General features: G+C 68.0%; 21 protein-coding genes and 1 pseudogene. 7 read left to right on the top strand and 15 right to left on the bottom strand.

All coding sequences use genetic code 11. The annotated features are described in order from the left end of the window. Positions 1–106 precede the first annotated feature (106 nt). The 3 genes from AC1DCU_RS06300 to AC1DCU_RS06290 are packed head-to-tail and all read right to left on the bottom strand — an operon-like array spanning position 107 to position 2512. Positions 107–757, bottom strand: a complete 651-nt coding sequence (locus AC1DCU_RS06300; protein WP_442251317.1) for a hypothetical protein — start codon at positions 755–757, stop codon at positions 107–109. After that, complete coding sequence (locus tag AC1DCU_RS06295; RefSeq protein WP_025877526.1) at positions 757–1935, bottom strand: glutathionylspermidine synthase family protein; 1179 nt, start codon at positions 1933–1935, stop codon at positions 757–759. The genes AC1DCU_RS06300 and AC1DCU_RS06295 overlap by 1 nt, the downstream gene beginning before the upstream one ends. Positions 1936–1942: 7 nt before the next feature. Further along, positions 1943–2512 carry a DUF1190 domain-containing protein gene (locus tag AC1DCU_RS06290; protein WP_032976852.1) on the bottom strand — a complete coding sequence of 190 codons (570 nt, stop codon included), beginning with the start codon at positions 2510–2512 and terminating at the stop codon, positions 1943–1945. Positions 2513–2881: 369 nt separating this feature from the next. On the opposite strand from AC1DCU_RS06290, the gene ilvD reads away from it, so the two are divergent. Together ilvD and AC1DCU_RS06280 are read left to right on the top strand one after the other, a co-directional pair. Beyond that, positions 2882–4720: a dihydroxy-acid dehydratase gene (ilvD, locus tag AC1DCU_RS06285; RefSeq protein ID WP_442251316.1), complete on the top strand. Its 1839-nt coding sequence runs from the start codon at positions 2882–2884 to the stop codon at positions 4718–4720. A gap of 121 nt (positions 4721–4841) precedes the next feature. After that, positions 4842–5441: a hypothetical protein gene (locus AC1DCU_RS06280; RefSeq protein ID WP_312964989.1), complete on the top strand. Its 600-nt coding sequence runs from the start codon at positions 4842–4844 to the stop codon at positions 5439–5441. Between the two features lie 68 nt (positions 5442–5509). Here the strand turns inward: AC1DCU_RS06280 and dinG are convergent, their stop codons facing one another. From dinG to aroE, 3 genes are all read right to left on the bottom strand, one after another. Further along, the gene (dinG, locus tag AC1DCU_RS06275; protein ID WP_025877533.1) at positions 5510–7612 is read right to left on the bottom strand and encodes an ATP-dependent DNA helicase DinG; all 2103 of its coding nucleotides are present in this window, start codon (positions 7610–7612) and stop codon (positions 5510–5512) included. Between the two features lie 152 nt (positions 7613–7764). Then, positions 7765–8115, bottom strand: coding sequence for a hypothetical protein (locus tag AC1DCU_RS06270; protein WP_088101842.1), 351 nt, complete (start codon positions 8113–8115; stop codon positions 7765–7767). A 3-nt stretch (positions 8116–8118) separates the two neighbouring features. Beyond that, a complete protein-coding gene (gene aroE, locus AC1DCU_RS06265; RefSeq protein ID WP_033832490.1) occupies positions 8119–8964 on the bottom strand; it encodes a shikimate dehydrogenase in 846 nt (281 codons plus the stop codon). Positions 8965–9012: 48 nt separating this feature from the next. Here aroE and AC1DCU_RS06260 point away from each other — a divergent pair, with 48 nt between their 5' ends. Further along, positions 9013–9876, top strand: coding sequence for a hypothetical protein (locus tag AC1DCU_RS06260; protein ID WP_312963132.1), 864 nt, complete (start codon positions 9013–9015; stop codon positions 9874–9876). Positions 9877–10039: 163 nt separating this feature from the next. On the opposite strand, the gene AC1DCU_RS06255 is transcribed toward AC1DCU_RS06260, so the two are convergent. From AC1DCU_RS06255 to AC1DCU_RS06240, 4 genes are all read right to left on the bottom strand, one after another. Further along, complete coding sequence (locus AC1DCU_RS06255; RefSeq protein ID WP_312963134.1) at positions 10040–10309, bottom strand: gas vesicle protein GvpG; 270 nt, start codon at positions 10307–10309, stop codon at positions 10040–10042. 33 nt (positions 10310–10342) lie between these two features. Further along, positions 10343–11332 carry a porphobilinogen synthase gene (hemB, locus tag AC1DCU_RS06250; RefSeq protein ID WP_025877543.1) on the bottom strand — a complete coding sequence of 330 codons (990 nt, stop codon included), beginning with the start codon at positions 11330–11332 and terminating at the stop codon, positions 10343–10345. A 19-nt stretch (positions 11333–11351) separates the two neighbouring features. Next, a complete protein-coding gene (locus tag AC1DCU_RS06245) occupies positions 11352–12269 on the bottom strand; it encodes a bestrophin family protein (protein WP_312963137.1) in 918 nt (305 codons plus the stop codon). Between the two features lie 123 nt (positions 12270–12392). After that, the gene (locus tag AC1DCU_RS06240; protein ID WP_032952021.1) at positions 12393–12641 is read right to left on the bottom strand and encodes a hypothetical protein; all 249 of its coding nucleotides are present in this window, start codon (positions 12639–12641) and stop codon (positions 12393–12395) included. A gap of 181 nt (positions 12642–12822) precedes the next feature. Here AC1DCU_RS06240 and AC1DCU_RS06235 point away from each other — a divergent pair. Beyond that, positions 12823–13072 (top strand): annotated as a pseudogene (locus tag AC1DCU_RS06235) (hypothetical protein); the annotation flags it as partial. Positions 13073–13141: 69 nt separating this feature from the next. On the opposite strand, the gene AC1DCU_RS06230 reads toward AC1DCU_RS06235, so the two are convergent. The 4 genes from AC1DCU_RS06230 to AC1DCU_RS06215 all read right to left on the bottom strand — a co-directional run bounded on the left by AC1DCU_RS06230 (position 13142) and on the right by AC1DCU_RS06215 (position 18690). Beyond that, entirely contained in the window at positions 13142–14944 is a 1803-nt protein-coding gene (locus AC1DCU_RS06230; RefSeq protein WP_154881230.1) for a DUF885 domain-containing protein, read from the bottom strand. Positions 14945–15020: 76 nt separating this feature from the next. Continuing rightward, entirely contained in the window at positions 15021–15536 is a 516-nt protein-coding gene (locus AC1DCU_RS06225; RefSeq protein ID WP_032976843.1) for a cytochrome c oxidase assembly factor Coa1 family protein, read from the bottom strand. A gap of 25 nt (positions 15537–15561) precedes the next feature. Further along, positions 15562–17787, bottom strand: a complete 2226-nt coding sequence (locus AC1DCU_RS06220; protein ID WP_442251313.1) for a S9 family peptidase — start codon at positions 17785–17787, stop codon at positions 15562–15564. Between the two features lie 213 nt (positions 17788–18000). Continuing rightward, entirely contained in the window at positions 18001–18690 is a 690-nt protein-coding gene (locus AC1DCU_RS06215) for a glutathione binding-like protein (protein WP_033832494.1), read from the bottom strand. 113 nt (positions 18691–18803) lie between these two features. On the opposite strand from AC1DCU_RS06215, the gene AC1DCU_RS06210 reads away from it, so the two are divergent. Both AC1DCU_RS06210 and AC1DCU_RS06205 read left to right on the top strand, forming a co-directional pair. Further along, positions 18804–19430 carry a TIGR00645 family protein gene (locus tag AC1DCU_RS06210; protein ID WP_032976840.1) on the top strand — a complete coding sequence of 209 codons (627 nt, stop codon included), beginning with the start codon at positions 18804–18806 and terminating at the stop codon, positions 19428–19430. 201 nt (positions 19431–19631) lie between these two features. Next, the gene (locus AC1DCU_RS06205; protein WP_025877557.1) at positions 19632–20639 is read left to right on the top strand and encodes an energy transducer TonB; all 1008 of its coding nucleotides are present in this window, start codon (positions 19632–19634) and stop codon (positions 20637–20639) included. A gap of 74 nt (positions 20640–20713) precedes the next feature. Here the strand turns inward: AC1DCU_RS06205 and AC1DCU_RS06200 are convergent, their stop codons facing one another. Beyond that, positions 20714–20968, bottom strand: coding sequence for a hypothetical protein (locus tag AC1DCU_RS06200; protein WP_105164841.1), 255 nt, complete (start codon positions 20966–20968; stop codon positions 20714–20716). 75 nt (positions 20969–21043) lie between these two features. Here AC1DCU_RS06200 and AC1DCU_RS06195 point away from each other — a divergent pair, with 75 nt between their 5' ends. After that, positions 21044–21847, top strand: a complete 804-nt coding sequence (locus AC1DCU_RS06195) for an AraC family transcriptional regulator (RefSeq protein ID WP_442251312.1) — start codon at positions 21044–21046, stop codon at positions 21845–21847. The last annotated feature ends 32 nt before the right edge of the window (positions 21848–21879 follow it).

Genomic DNA, 21879 nt, shown 5'->3' with positions numbered 1-21879 from the left:
CTACCGACACATCGCCTTGGTAGATGCCAACCTTGGTTGGCACACAATCAACGGCGCCGACCAAGGCCGGTCTCTACCAACAGCGGTTGCCGGCCAGCGGCCGGCACTACCCCTGCAGCAAGCGCTTCTGCAGCCGCTCCACCGCACGCTGCAACAGCACGCGATGACGCGCCAGCTTCATCCACTGCGGCAGCCGCGAGAACATCGAACTGTTGCGTACGCCGCCGTGCTCACGCAGCGTAGCTGCGGCGTAGTCGTGCAGCGCCTGCAGATGCTCGGCGTTGTAGGCCCAAAGCAGACCTGCGCGGGTCGGCTCGACCAGATGCAGCGGCAGGCCGAAGTGCGGATCAGCCGGCTCGGCATCGCGCAGCGGGGTGGCCGACACGTCGACATCGCTGCTGCGCCCACATTGCCCACATCGTGCGGGAAAGGTGGCCGGCGAACGAACGCCCGACGCGATCCGGCGATGCACGTACAGCCATTGGTGCCCGCAGTACCCGCACGGCCGACGCCCCTGCATGCACACCGCGCCCACCCAGTCGCCACTGTCCAGCGCAACGCTGCAGCCGGTGCAGCGGAAACGCACCGTCCAACGGTAGGGCTGCCAGCTCGCCAGCACCCAGCCCGGCGTATCGCAGCGGTGGCAGCGCACCGCGATGCGGTCGGCGAACGCATTCAGGCCGCGACCATCGTCGAAGTGACGGCCCGGCACGGGAGCAGGACGCCCGCGCCGACCGGGCGGGCGTTGCACCGCCATCAGACGTAGATCCGCGTCGGCGCTTCGTCGATGATCGCGTGCGGCACGAAGCGCGCACTGTCGCGGGTGATCGCGCTGTCGTCCTCGCGGATGCCGATGCCGCAGGCGTGGTCGCCGATCACCCAGCTGCCGATCAGCGGGTAACCGCCTTCGAAACGGGTGAGCGGATGCGCACGCTGGAGGATCGCCGGACCGTCGTACGGACCGTCGCTGCGCTGCGTGCTGCCGTCGGCCAGGTGCATCTCGATGTTGGCACCTTCGCGCGAGAACAGCGGCTTGCGCACCCAGCCCGAGGCCAGCGCGCTGCCGTCATCGAAGTGTGCTTCCAGCAGGTTCGGATGGCCGACATTGCGCTGCCACAGCAGCGGCAGGATGCCCTTGTTGCTCAGCACCGCCTTCCATGCCGGTTCCAGCAGCTGCACGCCCGAGCCCGGCAGCGCGCGACCGAATTCCTCGGCCATCAGGTCTTCCAGCGGGTACAGCTTGAACAGCGTGCCGATGACCGTATCGTCCAGCGCGGTGAAGCGCCCGTCTTCGGACAGGCCGATGTCCTCGATGGCGATCGCCTGCCCGTGCAGGCCCGTCTGCGAAGCGCAGTCGCGCAGATACTCGACCGTACCGCGGTCTTCGTCCGAGCTCCCCACCGCACTGAAATACAGCGGCGGCGGCAGCTGCGTGGCCAGTTCGCCGAAGCGTTCGACCAGGGCTTCATGGATCGCGTTGAACTGGTCGGCGTGCTGCGGCAGGCGGCCGGCGTTGCGCTGGTCCTCCAGCCACTGCCACTGGAAGAAGCTGGCTTCGAACAGCGAGGTCGGCGTGTCGTAGTTCAGTTCGTACAGCTTGGCCGGGCCGGTGCCGTCGTAGGCCAGGTCCAGGCGCCCGTACAGGTGCGGCTGGCGCTGGCGCCAGCTGTCGGCGATCCAGTCGCGGTAATGCGCGGGGATCGCCAGCTGGTCCATCAGGCGCTCGCTGGCGATGACATCGCCGACCAGGTCCATCGCCATCTGGTGCAGTTCGGCGCTGGGATCTTCGATGTCCTGCTCGATCTGGCGCAGGGTGAACGCGTAATACGCGCTTTCATCCCAGTACGGCTGGCCGTCGATGGTGTGGAAGCGGAAACCGGCTTCCTCCGCGCGCGCGCGCCACTGGGCGCGCTCGGCAATACGGATACGTTGCATGGGTCGATCAGCCGCCGACGCTGCTGCCGCTGCGGCGCGCACTGGTGCTGCCAAAGCCGCTGCGGCTGGCGGTCACCGCACGGTTCGGTTCGCTGCTGACCGGGGCCAGCCCGGCCTTGCCCGCGCCGATGCCGCTGGCGGTGTTCAGGCCGCCGCTGCCGCCCGGGGCAGGACGCGCCCAACCGGCGCTCTTGTCCTGGTAGGCCGGCGCCGAAGCCGGCGCCTGCGGGGCCAGGCCACCGCGGTTGCTCAGCATCTGCGACATGAAGAAGCCCATCATCATCGGACCGATGAACGAGGTGCCGGCCGAGGTGTGCTGCTGCACGCACTGCTCAGGCTTGTAATCCTGTTCGCAGGCTTCCTTGGTCGCGTACTTCGGCGCTGCGTCGGCAGACTTCTTCTGCGCCTCGGCAAACGCATTGCGGCACGCCGAAGGATCAGCGGTAGCCGTGGTGCAGGCCTCCACCGAGGTATACAGGCCTTCCTGCACCTGCACCTGCTCTTCCTTCTGGCAGGCAGTGAACAGCAGCGGCGCAGCGCTCATCAGCAGCAGCGCAGTGGTGCGGGAACGTTTCATGGCCTCATGCCTTCAAGTCGGAACAATGCCCCATCATGCCAAATCCGGGCCAACAACCGGAATCGGCAAAGTAGGAAAGATGAACGGAATTTCATTTTCGTTGTCATCCCGAGCTTGATCCACGCATGGCGTGGATCTACTGGCCCACGGCCACCTGTCGGAGGCGGGGTGGGTCCGGTTGCGTCCCCCGCCACCGGACCCACCCCGCCATCCCGCGGATAGCCCGCTTTTGATTTTGACGTTGACGTTGATTCGGCAGGTGCAGGGCGCAGCCCTGCCGGACCGCCTCCGGTGGTTGCAGCAGCAACCGAAAAAATTGGCCATGATCAACCGACCCCCACGTCGTACGGCCCGCCCGTTCCGCCAGCCATGCCCGAATACCGCTCCCGCACCTCCACCGCCGGCCGCAACATGGCCGGTGCCCGCGCCCTGTGGCGTGCCACCGGCATGAAGGATGGCGACTTCCACAAGCCGATCATCGCCATCGCCAACTCCTTCACCCAGTTCGTGCCCGGCCACGTGCACCTGAAGGACCTTGGCCAGCTGGTCGCGCGCGAGATCGAACAGGTTGGCGGCGTCGCCAAGGAATTCAACACCATCGCCGTGGACGACGGCATCGCCATGGGCCACGACGGCATGCTGTACTCGCTGCCCAGCCGCGAGATCATCGCCGACGCCGTCGAATACATGGTCAATGCCCACTGCGCCGATGCGCTGGTGTGCATCAGCAACTGCGACAAGATCACCCCCGGCATGCTGATGGCGGCGCTGCGCCTGGACATCCCGGTGGTGTTCGTCTCCGGCGGACCAATGGAAGCCGGCAAGACCAAGCTGTCCGAGCACAAGCTGGACCTGGTCGACGCGATGGTCGTCGCTGCCGATGACAGCGCTTCGGACGAGAAGGTCGCCGACTACGAGCGCAGCGCCTGCCCCACCTGTGGCTCGTGCTCGGGCATGTTCACCGCCAATTCGATGAACTGCCTGACCGAAGCACTGGGCCTGTCGCTGCCGGGCAACGGCACCACCCTGGCCACGCATGCCGACCGTGAAGCGCTGTTCCGTCGCGCCGGCCGCCTGATCGTCGAACTCTGCCACCGCTGGTATGGCGGCGAAGACCCGCGTGCGCTGCCGCGCGGCATCGCCACCCAGGCCGCGTTCGCCAACGCCATGACCCTGGACATCGCCATGGGCGGCTCGACCAATACCATCCTGCACCTGCTGGCCGCCGCGCAGGAAGGCGAGGTCGACTTCGACCTGACCCACATCGATGCACTGTCGCGGCGCGTGCCGCAGCTGTGCAAGGTGGCACCGAACACGCCGAAATATCACATCGAGGACGTGCACCGCGCCGGTGGTGTGTTCGGCATCCTCGGTGAACTGGATCGCGCCGGCCTGCTGGATACCTCGGTGCCGACCGTGCACAGCACCACGCTCGGTGAAGCACTGGATCGCTGGGACGTGATGCGCAGCGACAACGACACCCTGCACACCTTCTTCAAGGCCGGTCCCGCAGGCATTCCCACCCAGGAGGCCTTCAGCCAGGCCACGCGCTGGCCGTCGCTGGACCAGGATCGCGCCGAAGGCTGCATCCGTGCGCTGGAACATGCCTATTCGCAGGAAGGCGGGCTGGCCGTGCTGCGCGGCAACCTCGCCGTCGACGGCTGCGTGGTGAAGACGGCAGGCGTGGACGAATCGATCCACGTGTTCGAAGGCAATGCGCGCGTGTTCGAAAGCCAGGACGCCGCCGTGGCCGGCATTCTTGCCGATGAAGTGAAGCCCGGCGACGTAGTGGTGATCCGCTACGAAGGCCCGAAGGGCGGCCCGGGCATGCAGGAGATGCTGTACCCGACCAGCTACCTGAAGTCGAAAGGCCTGGGCAAGCAGTGCGCATTGCTGACCGACGGCCGATTCTCCGGTGGCACCTCGGGCCTGTCGATCGGCCACGTTTCGCCGGAAGCGGCCAGCGGCGGTGTGATCGGACTGGTGGAGGATGGCGACCGCATCCGCATCGACATCCCGGCCCGCCGCATCGACCTGCTGGTGGAGGAGGCGACGCTGGCCCAGCGCCGCGCCGACGCCGATGCACGGGGCTGGAAGCCGCGCGCACCGCGACCACGCAAAGTCACCAGCGCGTTGAAGGCCTATGCCCTGCTGGCCACCAGCGCCGACAAGGGCGCCGTGCGCAACACCGCCCTGCTCGGCGACTGAAGATCGGTAGTGCCGGCCGCTGGCCGGCAGCTGCAGCGCACGTTGCCTGTCGTGCCGTCCAGTGGTCGGCACCGTCCACCCCAGGGGTGCATCATGTGCGGCCCCACACATGGACGTCCTGATGCGCCGTTTCCTCAGCCTGATATCGCTGGCACTGGCCACTGCGTCCACGCCGGCGTTCGCCGACGAATGCCGCTTCGACAATCATGCCCAACTGCTGGCGATGTCTCCGGCAGCATTCGACCACGGCCCCGGCGAGGGTTGGGACGCGCTGGTCCGGCGCGCCGGCTGCCAGTTGGAACTGGCTGACCTGTTCGCCGCATACCGGCGCCAGGCCAAGGCAAGCGGCCACCCAGCGTTGGCCTGGCACGAGGCGCAACTGCGCGCCTACGCGGGGCAGCGCGATCCGGCCAGCGCGCTGATGCGCTTGACGTACAAGCCGGCGGGCGCCGATCCGGAAGGATGGAACCATTATGTGGATGCGACCATCGCCTTTCTCGACGACGACCTGCCGGCACTGCGACGTGCCCGCGCGCGGTTGGCGACGCTGCCGCTGCCGCCGGGCGCCACGCTCAGCGACGGCATCGCCGGATTGCAGACCAGGCAAGGCCCGCAGCGCGTCGCATGGCCGCCGCGGCTGCAGACCGTGGATGACCTGATCCGCTGCATGTACCGGCCCTACGCACTGGCATTCGAGTCGTGCCCGCAGTCGCAGGCCTGAAAGGCTAAACGCCCTGCTCGCGCGGCCGGGTCAGAGCCCTTCCTGCGGAGGGGATCTGACCCCGCAGCTCAGCCGATGGTGCGCTTGAACGGCGGCAGCGCGTCGATGATGCGCTTGCCGTAACGGCGGGTCAGCAGGCGCGAGTCGAGAATGATCACCCGCCCGGTGTCGGTGGAGGTGCGGATCAGGCGGCCGGCGAACTGGGTCAGCGTGCGCAGCGCATGCGGGATCGCGATCAGGTTGAACGCATTGAGCCCACGCGCTTCCACCCATTCGCTCAGGGTGGCGGTCTGCGGATCGGTCGGCACCGCGAACGGCACCTGGGTGATCACCACCGTGGTGCAGGCCTCACCGGGAAGATCCAGGCCTTCGCCGAACGAGTTCAGCCCGAACAGCACCGAACCCTCGCCGGCGGCGACACGGCGCAGGTGTTCATCGATCATGCGCGTCTTCGACATCTCGCCCTGCACCAGCACCTGCTTGCGCTTGGCGGCCGGCATCAGGCCCGCCACCTTCTCCATCTTCCAGCGCGAGGTGAACAGCACCATCGAGCCCTTCGTCCAGTCCAGTTCCTTGCCGATGTAGCGCGCCACTTCGCGCGGATGGCCTTCGCGGTCATCGGGCGTGACCGGGAACGGCGGCACGATCAGCTCGGCCTGGTTGGGCAGGTCGAACGGTGAGGACAGCGAGACCATCTCGGCGGTTTCGGGGATGCCGTTGTCGATCGCCAGCGCCTGGAAGTCGCCGCCACCGGTCAGCGTCGCCGAGGTCATCACCACCGAATCCACTTCATCCCACAACAGCTTGCGCAGCACGTGCGCGGCCGACACCGGCGAGCCATGCAGCACCAGGTCGCCATCGCGGGTGGCGGTCACCCAGCGTGCCATCGGTGGCGCGCCTTCCTTGTCTTCGCGGCGCCAGACCTGCCACAGGTTGTACTGCTGCTCGATCATCTCCAGCGCCATGCCGAGGTTGCGCTGCAGGCGCTCGCGCGCCGGATCGTCCGGCTTGCCCTTGGCGACCTGCGCGGTGGCCGCGTGCGCCCAGTTGTAGAGGCTGCGGGTATCGTCGGCCAGCGCCTCGATCGGCTCGCGCCAGGCCTCGGGCAGGCGTCCGTTGGCCGCGCGCCACATCGGCTCCTCGTCGGCCGGCGCCGGCATCCATACCGCCTCGACGTGGTCGCGGAACGCACGCAGACCCTTGGCCACGTTGCTGGCCGCGTCGATGGCTTCGTTCGGCAGAAGGTTGCCGAGGCGATCCTTGTCGACCGCGCGGTAGGCACCGGCGATCAGGATCTGCAGGCGGCCGGTGCGCTTGGCCATTTCATCCAATGCCAGGCTGGCCGCGCCCTGATCAATGGCCACATTGCCAACATGGTGGCCTTCGTCGAGCACCAGCAGCATGTCCGACGGCGCGGCGATCATCGGCTGGCCGTTGTCGCTGTCACCAATGGACAGCGCCGACAGCAGCAACGCGTGGTTGGTGACCACGATCTGCGCATCGCGCACGGTGTTGCGCGAGCGCAGCACCGCGCACTGCGCCGAGTACGCGCAGCGTCGCCCCGCGCAGCCTGAGGCCGGGGTGGTGATGCGGCTGCGCAGGCCAGGACTGATGGTTTCCGGTGCGTTGTCGATGTCGCCGTCCCAGCTGCCGCTGGTGAAGGCCACGGTGAGGCGCTTGGCGATGTCCATCTCGATCGGCGCCAGCGGGCGGTCGAACAGCGGCTGCTCGTCCTCGAACATGCCGTTCTGCGCGCCCTCGCCGTGCGCCTCGGCGGCGTTGCGCGTGCACAGGTAGCGGGTGCGGCCCTTGGCCAGGGCAACGGTCGCCTCCAGGCCGGTGGCCTTGAGGAAGTTCGGAATATCGCGCTCGACCAGCTGCGACTGCAGCGCCACGGTACCGGTGCTGATCACCAGCTTCTTCTTGCTGGCCAGGGCAATCGGCACCCCGGCGGTCAGGTAGCCCAGGCTCTTGCCAACGCCGGTCGGTGCCTCGACCACGCCCACGCCTCCGCTGGTGGACAGCGCACGCGACACCACGCCGATCATCTGGCTCTGCGAGCGGCGGGTGGAGAAGCCGGGGGTGTTGGCCTGCAGCGTCGTGTACGCCTTGCGGATCGCGTCCTTCAAGGTGTCATCGAGCTTGCGTGGAGCGGCGACGGTTTCGGTCACGCCAGAACTACCGTAGCGGGGTCAGGCCGGCCATTGTCGCATGGCCGGCCACGGGCTCCGAGGCGCGGGCGCTGAACAGGGTCAGCCGCGTCGCACGATGGCTGGATGCACGCCCCGCAACGCTACCGACGCGGCCAAGGCCGCCATCGGAGTCAGGGTGTAGCGGCGCGCAGCCGCAGCAACCGTACCAGCGCCCAGACCAGCAGGACCGTGCCGACGGCATCCAGCATCGCCAGGCCGAAGTGCACCACGCCCAGCACGGTGCTCAGCTGCGAGATCGCGCCGAAGTCACCGTTGCTGACCATCCACATCGGCACCAGGTTGGCCAGCAGGCTGCCCATGCTGGACGCCAGCAACAGCAGCAGGCCGGTCAGCGCGCCGGTACGTGCCGGATCGCGCGGCGCGCCCATCACCCAGACCAGGCCGACGCACAGGGCAATCAGCACCGGCAGGCGCACGCCGACCATGGTCAGCAGGGAGACCATCAGAGCCTGGGTATCCATCGATCAGTCCTGCCCGGCGAAGGCGCCGGCACCGGCGCGCAGCTGCTGGTAGACCTCGTCGGTCTGCGGGCGTACGGCATGCCACTGCAGGAAGCTCTCCGCCGCCTGCTCGACCAGCATGCCCAGGCCATCGACCGTGTTGCGGCACTGCGCGGCGCGCGCCCAGGCCAGGAAGGCGATGGCGGCCTCGCCGTAGTTCAGGTCGACGGCCGTGGTCATCGAATTGACCAGCGACAGCGGCAGCTTGAACTCGGCGTCGCGATCGCGGCCGGCCGAGGTGGCGTTGAGGATCAGTTCGAAATCACCGAGGTCGCGCAGATCGTCCCAGTAGCGGCTGAGCGCGCGGCCCGGCTCGCCCATGGCATCGATCAGTTCATCGGCACGTTCCGGCGTGCGGTTGACCACCACCAGTTCGGTGATGCCGGCATCCAGCAGCGCCGGAGCGACGCTGCGCGCGGAACCACCGGCGCCCAGCAGCAGCACGCGGCGGCCGCGCAGGTCCAGGCTGTGGCGGTCGGTGAGGTCACGCACCAGGCCGATGCCATCGGTGGTGTCACCGTGCCAGCGGTCGCCCTTGCGCAGCAGGGTATTGACCGAGCCGGCGCGGCGCGCGCGTGCGGTCAGCGTAGTGCACACCGAGAACGCCGCTTCCTTGTGCGGCGAGGTGACGTTGGCACCGACCCCGCCTTCGGAGGCGAACGCCTCCAGCCCGGCCAGGAATGCGTCCGGGGCGAGATCGATGCTGCGGTAGTCGAGGGAGATGCCTTCCTGGCGACCGAACGCCGCATGGATCTGCGGCGACTTCGAGTGGGCGACGGGGTGTCCGAAGACGGCGTAACGATCGGTCATGGAATCCTCAAGCTGGCTAGACTGGTGCTCTTTCGTGCATGGACCTGGATGATGCGTATCGCCCCGACCCTGCTGGTGCTCGCCGCCAGTCTACTCTCTGCCCCGGTGGCGATGGCGTTGAACGAGTACGGCATCGAAGGCATGGGCGTGGTCTCCACCCGTGCCGATGAAGGCCGGGCCACGATCAGCGCCGATGGCCAGCGCATCGTCTTCGCCCGCCGTGGCGAGGCCGGCTGGGGGCTGTGGCAGGCGAGCGTGGTCGACGGCCGCTGGCAGCAGGCGCAGGCGTTGCCGCTGGCTGTGTCCGGCGAGGTGCGCGATCCGTATTTCAGCCGCGATGGCCGCTGGCTGCTGTTCGCCGCAGGCCGCGAGGGCCGGTCGGGGCTGTACCGGGCGGCGATCGCCGCCGATGGCAGCGTGGGGGCGCCGCAAGCGCTGGCAGGCGATGGTGTCCGCCATGAAGAGCGCGGGCCGGCATTGAGCGCGGACGGGCGACAGCTGCTGTTTGCCCGCCAGCAGGGCCGTGGTGCCGGCTGGGACCTGTTCGTGGCCTCGTTGGACGCGCAGGGCGTGCGAGGCCCGGCGACGGCATTGCAGGCATTGAACAGCCCCGCCGATGAAACCGATGGCGACTGGCTGGGCAGCGCTGGCGCGGTGGCCTTCAGCCGGGGCAGCGGTGACACCGCGCAGGTCTGGACCAGCGGTTGTGCATGGACGGGCGCTGCGCTGCAGCCGATCGGACTGTCGTTCAACCAGGCCGGCGGCTGGACCGGTGCGCCGGTGGTCGACAACGCCAAGCCGGGCGAAATGATGGTGGCCAGCAGCGCGGCGAAGTCGCCCCGCGCCGGTGGCGTGGATGTATACCGGCTGGCCGTGCCGAAGGTGGCGGCAGTGCCCGCGTGCATGCAGTAGATCCACGCCATGCGTGGATGACGGTTCGGTGGATACCGACCGCCCCCCCCGCTCCGGTAGGTGCCGACCTTGGTCGGCACAGAAACAAAACCGCCAACCAAGGTTGGCGGCTACCAGTAGATCCACGCCATGCGTGGATGGCCCGGGTCCCGGGCCACGGCGCTCAGCGCGACAGCACCTTCGCGCGCTGCTGTTCGTACTCCGCTTCGCTGAGCTGGCCTTTGTCCTTGCGCCGGTTCAGTGCGGCCAGTTCGGCCTGCACGCTTTCCGGCACGGCCTGCTCGCGGGCGACCCGGGCCGCAGCGGAGAGCTGCTCGGGCGGGCGCCGCGCGGCGCGCCAGGCAGCAACGAACACGCCGACGATGATGGCCCCGAACACCAGCGTACCGGTGCCCCAGATCAACCATTGCATCCAACCCATTTCAGGTCCCATCGCGTGTTCCTCCGTCCGTCGTGGGCGCTATTGTCAGCGCTCGCGCAGCCAACGCGCCACCTGCGGCGCGAAATAGGTCAGCACGCCATCGGCGCCGGCACGCTTGAAGCCCAGCAGCGATTCCAGCACGCAGGCGCGCTCGTCCAGCCAGCCGTTGGCGAACGCCGCCTTCATCATCGCGTACTCGCCACTGACCTGGTAAGCGAAGGTCGGAACCCCGAAGGTTTCCTTCACCCGCCGCACCAGGTCCAGGTACGGCATGCCCGGCTTGACCATCACCATGTCCGCGCCCTCCTCCAGGTCCAGCGCGATCTCGCGCATCGCCTCGTCACCGTTGGCCGGGTCCATCTGGTAGGTCTTCTTGTCGGCCTTGCCGAGGCTGGCCGCGCTGCCCACCGCATCGCGGAACGGACCGTAGAACGCCGACGCGTACTTGGCCGAGTAGGCCATGATGCGCACGTTGAGGTGGTGGTCGGCGTCCAGCGCACGACGGATCGCACCGATGCGGCCATCCATCATGTCCGACGGCGAAATGATGTCCGCGCCTGCCTCGGCATGCGACAGCGACTGCTTGACCAGCGCTTCGACGGTGATGTCGTTGAGCACGTAGCCCTTGTCATCGATGATGCCGTCCTGGCCGTGCGTGGTGTACGGATCCAGGGCCACGTCGGTCATCACCCCCAGCTCCGGGAAGCGCGACTTCAGCGCGCGGATCGCACGCTGCGCCAGGCCGTCCTCGGCCCACGCCGCCGAGGCGTCCAGCGACTTCTGCGAGGCATCCAGCACCGGGAACAGGTCGATCACCGGGATGCCCAGTTCCAGCGCCTCCTCGGCAACCTTCAGCAGCTCTTCGATCGACAGCCGCTCCACGCCCGGCATCGACGGCACCGCAACGCGACCGGCCGGTTCGTGCACGAACACCGGATAGATCAGGTCGTCGGTGGTCAGCGTGTTCTCGCGCATCAGGCGGCGCGAGAATTCGTCATGGCGCATGCGCCGCGGGCGGTAATGGGGATGAGGCATGGCAGGCTCCGGGGAGTGGCTATTGCAACAGGTAGCCCTGCGGCAGCAGGGGTGCGGGCAACGGGCGTTCGCCGAGGGCGTCGAGCTGGTCGATCTCGATGGTGCGCACCAGCGCGTCCAGCGGCAGGTCGTTCGGCTCCAGGCCGAACGGGTCTTCCATTTCTTCACCCAGCTGGTCCAGGCCGAAGAAGGCGTAGGCCAGCACCGCCGACAGCACCGGCGTGGCCCAGCCCAGCGAGCTGGCCAGGCCGAACGGCAGCAGCACGCAGAACATCCACGCGCAGCGGTGCAGCAGCAGGGTGTAGGCGAACGGCAGCGGGGTGGTCAGGATGCGTTCGCAGCCAGCCTGGATCGAGGACATCGCGTGCAGGCGCTCTTCCAGCTGGACGTAAAGAATGGAATCGAGCGTGCCGGCGCGACGGGCTTGGGCCAGTTCGGCGGCGATCATCGCCAGCAACGCATCGGGCACGTTCCCGCGCTGGGCGAGCTGCCCGCGCTGTTCCTCGTCCAGCCATGGCACCGCCGCCAGCGCAACGTCGCGGGCGCGCAGGCGCGCGGCCAGTGCATGGGCGAAGGCGGTGGTCAGGTAGCCGAGGCGCTGGCGGCGCGGCGCGTCGTCGGCCAGCAGCACCTGTACCTGCCGCGCCAGCGAGCGCGATTCGAACACCAGTTGGCCCCACAGCTTGCGGCCCTCCCACCAGCGGTCGTAGCAGGCGCTGTTGCGGAAGCTGAGGAAGATCGACAGAACCAGGCCGAGCAGGGTGAACGGGGTGACCGAAACGCGCTCGATGCCGATTGGCGGCGCCAGCTCCACCACCGCGGCGACCGCGATGGACAGGATGAGGATGGCCAGCACCTTCGGCGCGATCGCCGGAACGATGGAGCCACGCAGGATGTACAGCAGTTGCCAGCCGTGGGGGCGGGAACGAATGATCATGGGAGCAGCCGCGCAGGGCGCGGTTCGACAGGCACGCGGGGGGCTCGCGCAGCCGCCCATTCTACTCCCTGCCCGGCCGGCGGCCGTGTCCCTGCGACGCCCGGTCGCACCGGCCCGGCCGGCTCAGATCACGCCGCCGCCCAGCCCCAGGCGCAGGATGCCGACCACCACCACGATGCCGTTCAGGATCAGCCCGGTCCACGCCCGGCCGCGCTTGCTGGGGTGGGTGAACAGGATGCCGAGCGCGGCGATGATCGCGCCGACCGCGGCGAACGGGATCAGGAACCAGTTGCCCCAGCCCAGCAGCGGTATCAACGCCAGGATCATCCACAGCAGCGCCAGCACGCCCCACAACAGACTGATCACACCCATAGCGCCCTCCCGTGGTTGTTCATGCGCCAACCATAGCCGTTCCAGGCAGTGCCGCCTACCGCCGTTGCCGTCAGCCTCACCGGCCCCGTGCTAGCGTGCGGCCATGGGTCGAGCCCCGATGTTGGCGCCGATTCAGAGTGCCCGGCTGATGATCCGAACCAGTCCTACAGGGGTATACGCCATGAACATCCGTTGGGTCGCCTTGGCGGCCATGCTGCTGACCGTTGCCGGTTGCGCCAGTACCTCCAAAGTCATGCTGGGCCGCGCCCGCGCGCCGATCGATCCGTCCCAGGTGCAGATCTATTCGACGCCGCCCGCCGGTTCGCAGGAAATCGCCCAGCTGGAATCGTCTTCGGCGGTGGGCTTCGGCACGCAGGGCCAGACCGATGCCGCTGTGGCTCGCCTCAAGCGCGAAGCGGCTGCACTGGGTGGCGGTAGTGCCGGCCGCTGGCCGGCAACCGCAGGCAAAGGCAATGCCGGCCAGCGGCCGGCACTACCGGTCAGTTCTTCCTGTATTTCGGGACGAACTGCTGCTGCACGGCTTCGGCCAGCTGGTCCGGCGGCAACAGGCCCTGGTCGAGCAGGAAGTTGTTGAACGCCAAGCGGTCGAACTTCGCGCCCAGTGCCAGCTCGGTCTGCATGCGCAGTTCGAGGATGCGGGTGTAGCCGTAGAAGTAGCTGCCCGCCTGGCCCGGCATGCGCACCATGTAACGGTCCAGTTCCTGGGTGGCCATCGCCTTGGACAGACCCACCTGCTCGATCAGCACGCGCTCGCCGTTGGCACGGTCGGTCAGGCCGAGATTGAGCATCGGGTCCAGCATCGCGCGGGCGGCACGCAGCAGGCGGAACTGCAGCGCGATCATCTGCCCGTCCAGCGGCTCGTACGGCACCATCTCCGCCTCGGCATACAGCGCCCAGCCTTCCACGTTCACCGAATTGAACGCGAACATCGTGCGCGCCAGCGACACGCCACGCTCGACCATCGCGGTGAACTGCAGCTCGTGGCCCGGGCGGCCTTCATGCGCGCTCAGCGTCCAGGCCGCCGAACCGAAGTTGAAGTCGTCGTACTGCGCACCCGCACCGGCGGCCGGGTTGCCCAGCGGCAGCACGAAGGTGCCCTGCTGCCCGGTGTTGTTGACCAGCGGCGCAGGCAGGAAGTGCGGTGCCGGGCTGGCAGCGCTTTCGGCAGCCGAGCCCAAGCGCATCTGCATCGCGCGCTGCGGCACGTCGACGATGCGGTGTTCTCGGATCAACGGATCGATGGCATCGATCACCTTGCGGTAGTGGCCTTCAAGCTGGTCATCGGCAATCTTCTCGCCCTTCAGCGCACGGATCACCGCCACCGGGTCGCTCGGATCACTGACCTTCAGGCCCTTCTCTTTCACCACCAGCGGCGCCAGCTGGCGCATCGCCGAGCGGGTTTCCATGAACTCCAGCTGCGCGCGCTGCATCAGCAGCTTCGGGTCGATATCAATGCCGACCTGCTTGAGCTGGTAGGCGTACAGCGGAGCCGGCAGGCGCGCATCGGCACGTGCCTTCGGCAGCACCTCCTTGCGGGTCCATGCGGCGTAGTCCTTCATCTGTGCGGCAAGCGCCTTCATCGCCTCGTCGGCACCAGTGACCTGGTACTTCTTCAGCAACGACTCGATGCCGGTGATGTAGGTCTCGACGTTGTCCAGCGACTGCTGCACTTCGATCTTCGTCGGCTGCAGCAGCGTGCTGTCCTTCAACCGCTCTTCGTAACGCTGGCGGGCCAGCGTGGTGAACGCGGTGCCGCCCGGCTGCAGGCCCGCATACGCCTTGAGGCGATCGACCGCCTTGGCCCGGCGCTCGGCCGGCACCTGGTCGGACAGCAGCAGGTTGAGGCCGCTGAACACGCTCTGCGGCGCATCACGCCACGGCAGCAGGTACTTCTGGTTGAGCTCGCTGCCTTCGATGCTCTGATTGGCGGCGGCGATCATGATCTCCAGGTCCTGGCGGACGTTGGGATCCTTCTCGCTGGCCAGCTTGGCCTTCAGTTCGTCGCGGGCCTTGGCCATCGCGGCGCGGTAGCGCTGGTCGTTGTCCGGGCCGAGGTCGGCGACCTTGTCGTCATAGCCGGGCACGCCGAAGAAGCCGGTCTCCTCGGGCTGGAACGGCCCCTGCGCATCCAGCAGGATCTGCGCCAGTGCATTGCTGCGCGCGACCCAGGCCGGGCTGGCCGGCGTGGAGGCCTTGGCGGCCGGTGCGGCCAGGGCCGGTGGGGCCGACAGCAGCGGGGCGGCGGTCAGGGCCAGGGCGATGGCAAGCGCGATCGGCTTCATGGAGCACTCCAGGACAGGGTTGCCCGCACCCTACGCGCTCACGGCGGTGGCGACAATCGGCCGGAGGTCACGCCATCTACAACGCTGCCGTCAGCGCGCATTCGCCACGATCGCGACAGGCCTGCAGTTCGCATTCGCCGGCCGCCTCGGCATCATCCAGCGCGCTCAGGTCGAAGGTCTGCTTGTCTTCGGCCAGCACGTACATCACCGGGTAATCCCACACGTCGTCGCTGCGGGTGCCCTTCACGAACAGGCGGCCGTGCGCATGCGGCCCTTCCAGCGCCACGGTCAGGCCAACGTCGCGCTCGCCGTTGATGGCGGTCTGCATGCTGCCCAGCGGCAGCGTGCCGGCCTGCAGCGGTTCCCCGAACACCTGCACCAGTTCGACGCTGCAGCCGGCGCGGCGCATGGCCTCGCGCATCGGCGCACTGTCGTGCGCGGCCTCGGTCCAGCGCAGCAGGCTCCAGGCGATGGCGCCGCCCAGTGCGGCCAGGAACAGCAGCACCGCCAACGGCATCGCCCAACGCCAATGCCGGCACCACCAGCCGGAAGCCAGGGTGGAGGGCGCAGGAATCGGCGGCGGCAGGGTCATGGGCGGGCTCCTTCCCGGATGATGATCAAGGTTTCAGGCAACGCCCCAGGAAAGCTTCGGCAACGCGGTAGCGATGCAGTGCGTCGGCACCGGACAGGCCGTGCTTGGCACCGGGGTAGGTCATCAGTTCAAACGGCTGGCCGCGCTTCTGCAGCGCGCTCATCAGGCTGGTCGAATTGGTGAACAGCACGTTGTCGTCGGCCATGCCGTGGATCAGCAGCAGCGGCGAGCGCAGGCCCTCGATGTGGGTCAGCACGCGTGCTTCGCGGTAACCGGCGTCGTTGCGCGACGGCAGGTCCATGTAGCGCTCGGTGTAGTGGCTGTCGTACAGGCCCCAATCGGTGACCGGTGCGCCGGCCACGCCACAGGCGTAGCTGTCCGACGCCTTGGCCAGCAGCATCAGGGTCATGTAGCCGCCGTTGGACCAGCCCTGCACGCCGATGCGCGCCGGGTCCACCCACGGCTGCTGCTTCAGCCAGGCCACGCCGCGCAGCTGGTCGGCCACTTCCACCGTGCCCTGCTTGCCATACAGCGCGCCACCGAAGTCACGGCCGCGGCGCGGGGTACCGCGGTTGTCCAGCGAAAACACCACATAGCCCTGCTGGGCCAGGTACTGGTTGAACAGATGGTCGCCACGGCCAGGCCAGCTGTCGGTGACGGTCTGGCTGGCCGGGCCGCCATACACGTACACCGCCACCGGGTAGCGCTTGGCCGGATCAAAGCCTGCCGGCTTGATCACGCTGTAGTTCAGCGGCGTCCTGCCGTCGGCCGCGGTGAGCGTGCCGAATTCGACCGGGCGCTGCGCGTCGCGGTAGCGTGCATACGGATGCTTGGGATCGGCCAGATCGTTCTCGACCAGGGTGGCGATCTTCTCGCCACTGGCGCGGAACAGTTCGATCTGCGGCGGCGTGCTGTTGTTGGACCAGCTGTCCACGTACACGCTGGCGTTGCGCGCGAAGCTGGCGCTGTGCATGCCTGGCGCCTTCGACAGGCGCTGCGGCTGGCCCCCCTGCAGCGGGACGGCGTAGATCTGGCTTTCGCGCGCCGATTCGATGCCGGCACGGAAGTACGCCAGGCCGGCCTTTTCATCGACCGCCAGCAGTTCATCCACCGACCAGTTGCCGTGGGTCAGCGCGGTGGCCTTGCCCTTGCTGTCGATGCGGTACAGATGCTGGAAGCCGGTGCGCTCGGACGACCACAGCACGCTGCCGTCATCGAGGAAACGCAGGCTGTTGTGCAGCGGCACCCAGGTCGGGCTGGTCTCGTGGGCCAGCACGCGCTGCTGGTTCGAGGCCAGGGTGACTTCCACCAGGTCGAGCTTCTTCTGGTCGCGCGACTGGCGCTGGAAGCTCAGGTGCTGCGGATCGCGCCAATCGACGCGGGCCAGGTAGATGTCCTGTTCCTTGCCAAGGTCGATCCACTGCGTCTGCGCATGTTCGGCCGGCGAGATCACGCCCAGCTTCACCTGCACGTTGGCATCGCCGGCGGCCGGGTAGCGCTGTTCGATCACATCGGTGCGGTCGGCATAGACCTCGTAACGCTTCTGCACCGGCACCGGGCTTTCATCGATGCGGGCGTAGGCGATGGCCGAATCGTCGGGTGCCCACCAGTAACCGGTATGGCGATCCATCTCTTCGTCGGCGACGAATTCGGCGATACCGTTGCCGATGGTCGTGCTGCCATCACCGGTCAGCTGCATCTGCTTTCCGCTGGCCAGGTCGATCACCCACAGGTTGCGGCCGCGGATGAAGCTGACGAAGCCGCCCTTGGGCGACAGCTTGGCGTCGGTGGCAAAGCCTTCGCCGTGGGTCAGCTGGCGCACCGCAGCCTTGCCTTCCTGCTTGAGGTCGTACAGGTACAGCTCGCCGCCCAGCGGGAACAGCAGGCGCTGCGCGTCCGGCGACCACTGGTAGTCGACGATGCCGGTCATGGCGGCGATGCGCTGGCGCTCGCGGCGGGCCTTTTCCTCGTCGCTGAGGGTTTCGGTGCCGGGCAGCACCACCTTCGAATCCACCAGCAGGCGGGTCTGGCCGCTGCCGATGTCATAGCTCCACAGGTCCAGCTGGTTGCGGTCGCTGTCCTTGCCGCGCAGGAAGGTCACGCGCGAACCATCCGGCGCCACCTTCGGCTTCATCAGGGTCGGGCCGGACAACGGCAGCGGACCGGTGATGGCTTCCAGGGTGAGTTTTTCAGCGTGGGCGACGGTACTGGTGGCAAGCATGAGGGCGAGCGAGGCGAACAGATGGCGCATGGAGGGTCCCGGCAAACGGCAGGTCCGCCACCGCGACAGGCGCGGGACGGTCAGCGTCCATCCTAACCAAGGCGGTGCAGGAAGACAGCATGACCTTCTGCCCATGGCAGGGACCGAGCAAAGCACATCCGCCGGGCATGGCCCGGCGCTACCGTTGGCGGGCTGGGTAGCGCAGGGTCATGCCCGGCGAGCGCAGCGGCCTGCGCTGAATCCTCAGCGCTTGCCGAACAGGTGCCTGCGCTCTTCGTCGCTGAGCGGCTTGCCCGCGTCCGGGTTGACCTGCTGGCGCAGCGCATAGGCGCGCTGGGTCGCCGGGCGGGCGGCGATGGCCTGGTGCCAGCGCTTGAGGTTCGGGAACGCGTCGAAGTCCGCCGGCAGCTTGTCGTAGGCGCCAACCCACGGGTAGCTGGCCATGTCGGCGATGGTGTACTCCTCGCCGGCCAGGAAGGCGTGCTCGGCCAGGCGCTTGTCCATCACCCCGTGCAGGCGGCGCACTTCATTGTCGTAGCGCTCGATCGCGTACGGGATCTTCTCCGGCGCGTATACATTGAAGTGGCCCATCTGCCCACTCATCGGGCCCAGCCCGGCCATCTGCCAGAACAGCCATTCCAAGGTGGTGACGCGGCCACGTGGGTCGGCTGGCAGGAAGCGGCCGGTCTTCTCGGCCAGGTACAGCAGGATCGCACCGGACTCGAACACGCTCTGCGGGGCACCGCCGTCGGCCGGGGCGTGGTCGACGATGGCCGGCATCTTGTTGTTGGGGGAAATGGCCAGGAATTCCGGCTTGAACTGGTCGCCCGAACCGATGTTGACCGGATGGATGCGGTACTCCAGGCCGGCTTCTTCCAGCAGCAGGGTCACTTTGTGGCCGTTCGGGGTAGGCCAGTAATACAGGTCGATCATGGCGGCGGCTCTGGGGTACGGAAAGGAACCTGAAGTCTAGTGCGTGCGTTGGCTTGGCACCGTCATGGCGGGCCGGTAACCTCGCCTCTCCCCCGAAACGCAGCATCCTCCGCATGAGTGCAAACCGTCCGCCGCTCTCCCCGCTGTCCACCCTGATCTTCGCCTCGCGCTGGCTGCAGCTGCCGCTGTACCTGGGTTTGATCGTTGCCCAGTGCGTCTATGTGTTCCTGTTCGGCAAGGAACTGTGGCACCTGATCTCGCACTCGGTGTCGATGGGCGAGCAGCAGATCATGCTGATCGTGCTGGGCCTGATCGACGTGGTGATGATCTCCAACCTGCTGGTGATGGTGATCGTCGGCGGCTATGAAACCTTCGTCTCGCGCCTGCGCCTGGAAGGCCACCCGGACCAGCCGGAATGGCTGAGCCACGTCAACGCCAGCGTGCTGAAGGTGAAGCTGGCGATGGCGATCATCGGCATCTCCTCGATCCATCTGTTGAAGACGTTCATCGCCACCGGCGCGCTGGGCGGTATCCCGCTGTGCACCCCGGAGCAGATGAGCGTGGCTGCCGCCAACATCGGCGTAGCGCGCTGCTCGATGCTGACGGCCGACGGCGTCCTCTGGCAGACCATCATCCACTGCGTGTTCATCCTGTCGGCCATCGGCATCGCGTGGACCGACAAGCTGATGTCCGGCAGCCACGACAAGGCTGAGAGCCACGGCAAGTCTGCCGTCCATTGATCCCAATCCCGGTGGCGGTCCCTGTGCCGCCACCGGCCCGCTACGCCTGCCCTTGTGCGCAGGTGAGGCCGGGATGCTAGATTGCACCCTCGCTACAGGCGACGGTGACGCTGGGAAACGTCCCCCGCCACGCCCGGACCTTGCGTCCCGGCCATGCGTATCTACGTTTTTCGTAACGTCGTCTTCTTAGAGGGGAGCAGGATGTCGCACGTCGCAATGATCGCTGCCGCGCGCCGGTGGTTGCCGGTCGCTCTGGCTTTGGCCCTGGCTGCCTGCTCGGGCAAGGATGAAACACCGGCTCCGGCCGCGCAGGGCGCCGCCGCTCCCGCCGCTGCAGCACCAGCCGCACCGGCAGTGGCCGCCAAGGTGCAGTCGATGGGTACCGAGCAGCTGCGCGAATCGGCCAGCCAGGCACTGCGCGAGAACCGCATGTACGCCCCGGCCGGCGACAATGCCATCGAGTACTACCTGGCACTGCGCGACAAGACGCCGGACGATGCCTCGGTGAAGAGCGCGCTGACCGATCTTCTGCCCTACACCCTGATCGCCGCCGAGCAGCATCTGGGCCGCGAGGATTTCACTGAAGCGCAGCGGCTGGTCGCCCTGATCGAAAAGGTCGATGCCTCGGCCCCGGCCCTGCCGCGCCTGAAGGAAGGCCTGACCAAGGGCGTGCAGGTTGCCGCCAAGCGCACCGAAGACGAGACCGAGAAGGTCAAGAAGGACGCTGAAGACCGCACCAAGCAGCTGGCCGAGCAGCAGCGCCTGACCGAACAGCGTGCCAAGGAAGCCGAAGCGGCCAAGCAGATTGCTGCGCAGCAGGACGTTGCCCGCCGTGACAGCGAGCGCCAGGAAGCCGAGCGCCAGGCTGCCGCGCGTCGCGATGCCGAGCAGAAGCAGCAGCAGGCCGCTGCGCAGCAGGCCAACGCCGCCCGCCAGGCCGCGACCGCCGCTGCGCCAAGCCTGCGCCCGGTCAGCACGCCAGCCCCGCGTTACCCGGCCGAAGCACTGCGTTCGGGTACCTCCGGCGAAGTCCTGGTGGAGATCACCGTCGGCACCGACGGCTCGGTGACCAATGCGCGCGTACTGCGCGCCACGCCATCGCGTGTCTTTGATCGCGAAGCCCTCAACGCGGTCAAGCGCTGGCGCTTCGAACCGGTCACGGCCCCGGTCACCACCCGCCGCACGCTGGTGTTCGCACCGGGCGGCTGATGCCCAAGGCGGTAGCGCCGGGCCGCGCCCGGCGGTTCTGGAGCAAGGCCCGGCATGTCCGGGCCTTGTGCGTTTCAGGCTGCGCTGTCGATCAACCGTTGCAGCGCAGGATCACGCGCCGTCAGCACCTGGAACAGGCCCAGCGCGTGCAGCCCGGGCAGCAGGCCGCGCAGATCAGCTTCGGCGGCGGCACGGAGGTCGGCATCACGGGCCGGGTCCTGCCACTCCCGCACGGTGGCGAGAAAGGCGCCGACGCTGCCCTTGCGTACGGTGAGGCCGTTCACCTGCACCTCGTTCTGGTGGTCGGGAAGGATGTCGTGCGGCTGCATGGCGTGCTCCTGGGAGGTGGACGCCCAGTGTCGACGCTCGCCACCGACCGTTCTGCCGTATAACTGCCAATCGATATGGCAGAACAGACACTCCAGACACCACTGATCGATCCTGCATTGGCCGATGCCAGTGAGGGGCCGGCCCTGCTCGGCACGCAGCTGGCGATGCCGGGTTCACGGCGCACCGCCCGCCACCAGCACGCGCGCGGGCAACTGCTGGGCGCCCACACCGGCCTGTTGCGGATCGAGGTGGGCGACACCCACTGGCTGCTTCCGGCCGGGCACGTGGCGTGGCTTCCGCCGCAGCACCCGCATGCGCTTTCCAGCATCGGCAGCTTCGATGGTTGGAGCCTGTACTTCAGCAAGGCGGCCTGCGCGGACCTGCCCACCGCACCGCGCATCTTCCAGCCCAGCGACCTGCTGCAGGTGGCAGTGCCGCGGGCACTGCACTGGTGCGGGCAGGCGTTGGATGCGCGGCAACAGCGCTTGGCCGGGGTGATCGCCGATGAGATCGCTGCAGGCACGCCGTTGCCACTTGCGCTGCAGCAACCCAGCGACCGCCGCCTGCGCCGCATCGCCGCCGCCCTGGCACGTGTGCCACATGACACCCGCACCGTCGAGGACTGGGCAGCCGCCAGCGGCCTGTCCAGTCGCAGCCTCGCCCGCCGCTGGCAGGCCGAAACGAACATGACCCTGACCCGCTGGCGGCAGCGCCTGCGCGTGCTGCTGGCCCTGCCGCGATTGCTGGCCGGTGAATCCGTCACCACCGTGGCGCTGTCATTGGGCTACGACACGCCCAGCGCCTTCATCGCGGTATTCAAGCGCGAGATGGGAGTGACGCCGGCGCGGTATGCAGACGGAAACGCTTCACAGCGCTGAAATGCACGAGGCCCGGCATGACCGGGCCTCGT

This window comes from Stenotrophomonas sp. 10L48, assembly GCF_056395105.1.
The sequence above is the reverse complement of the archived record's forward strand: the minus strand, read 5'-3'. Positions and strand labels throughout refer to the sequence as shown.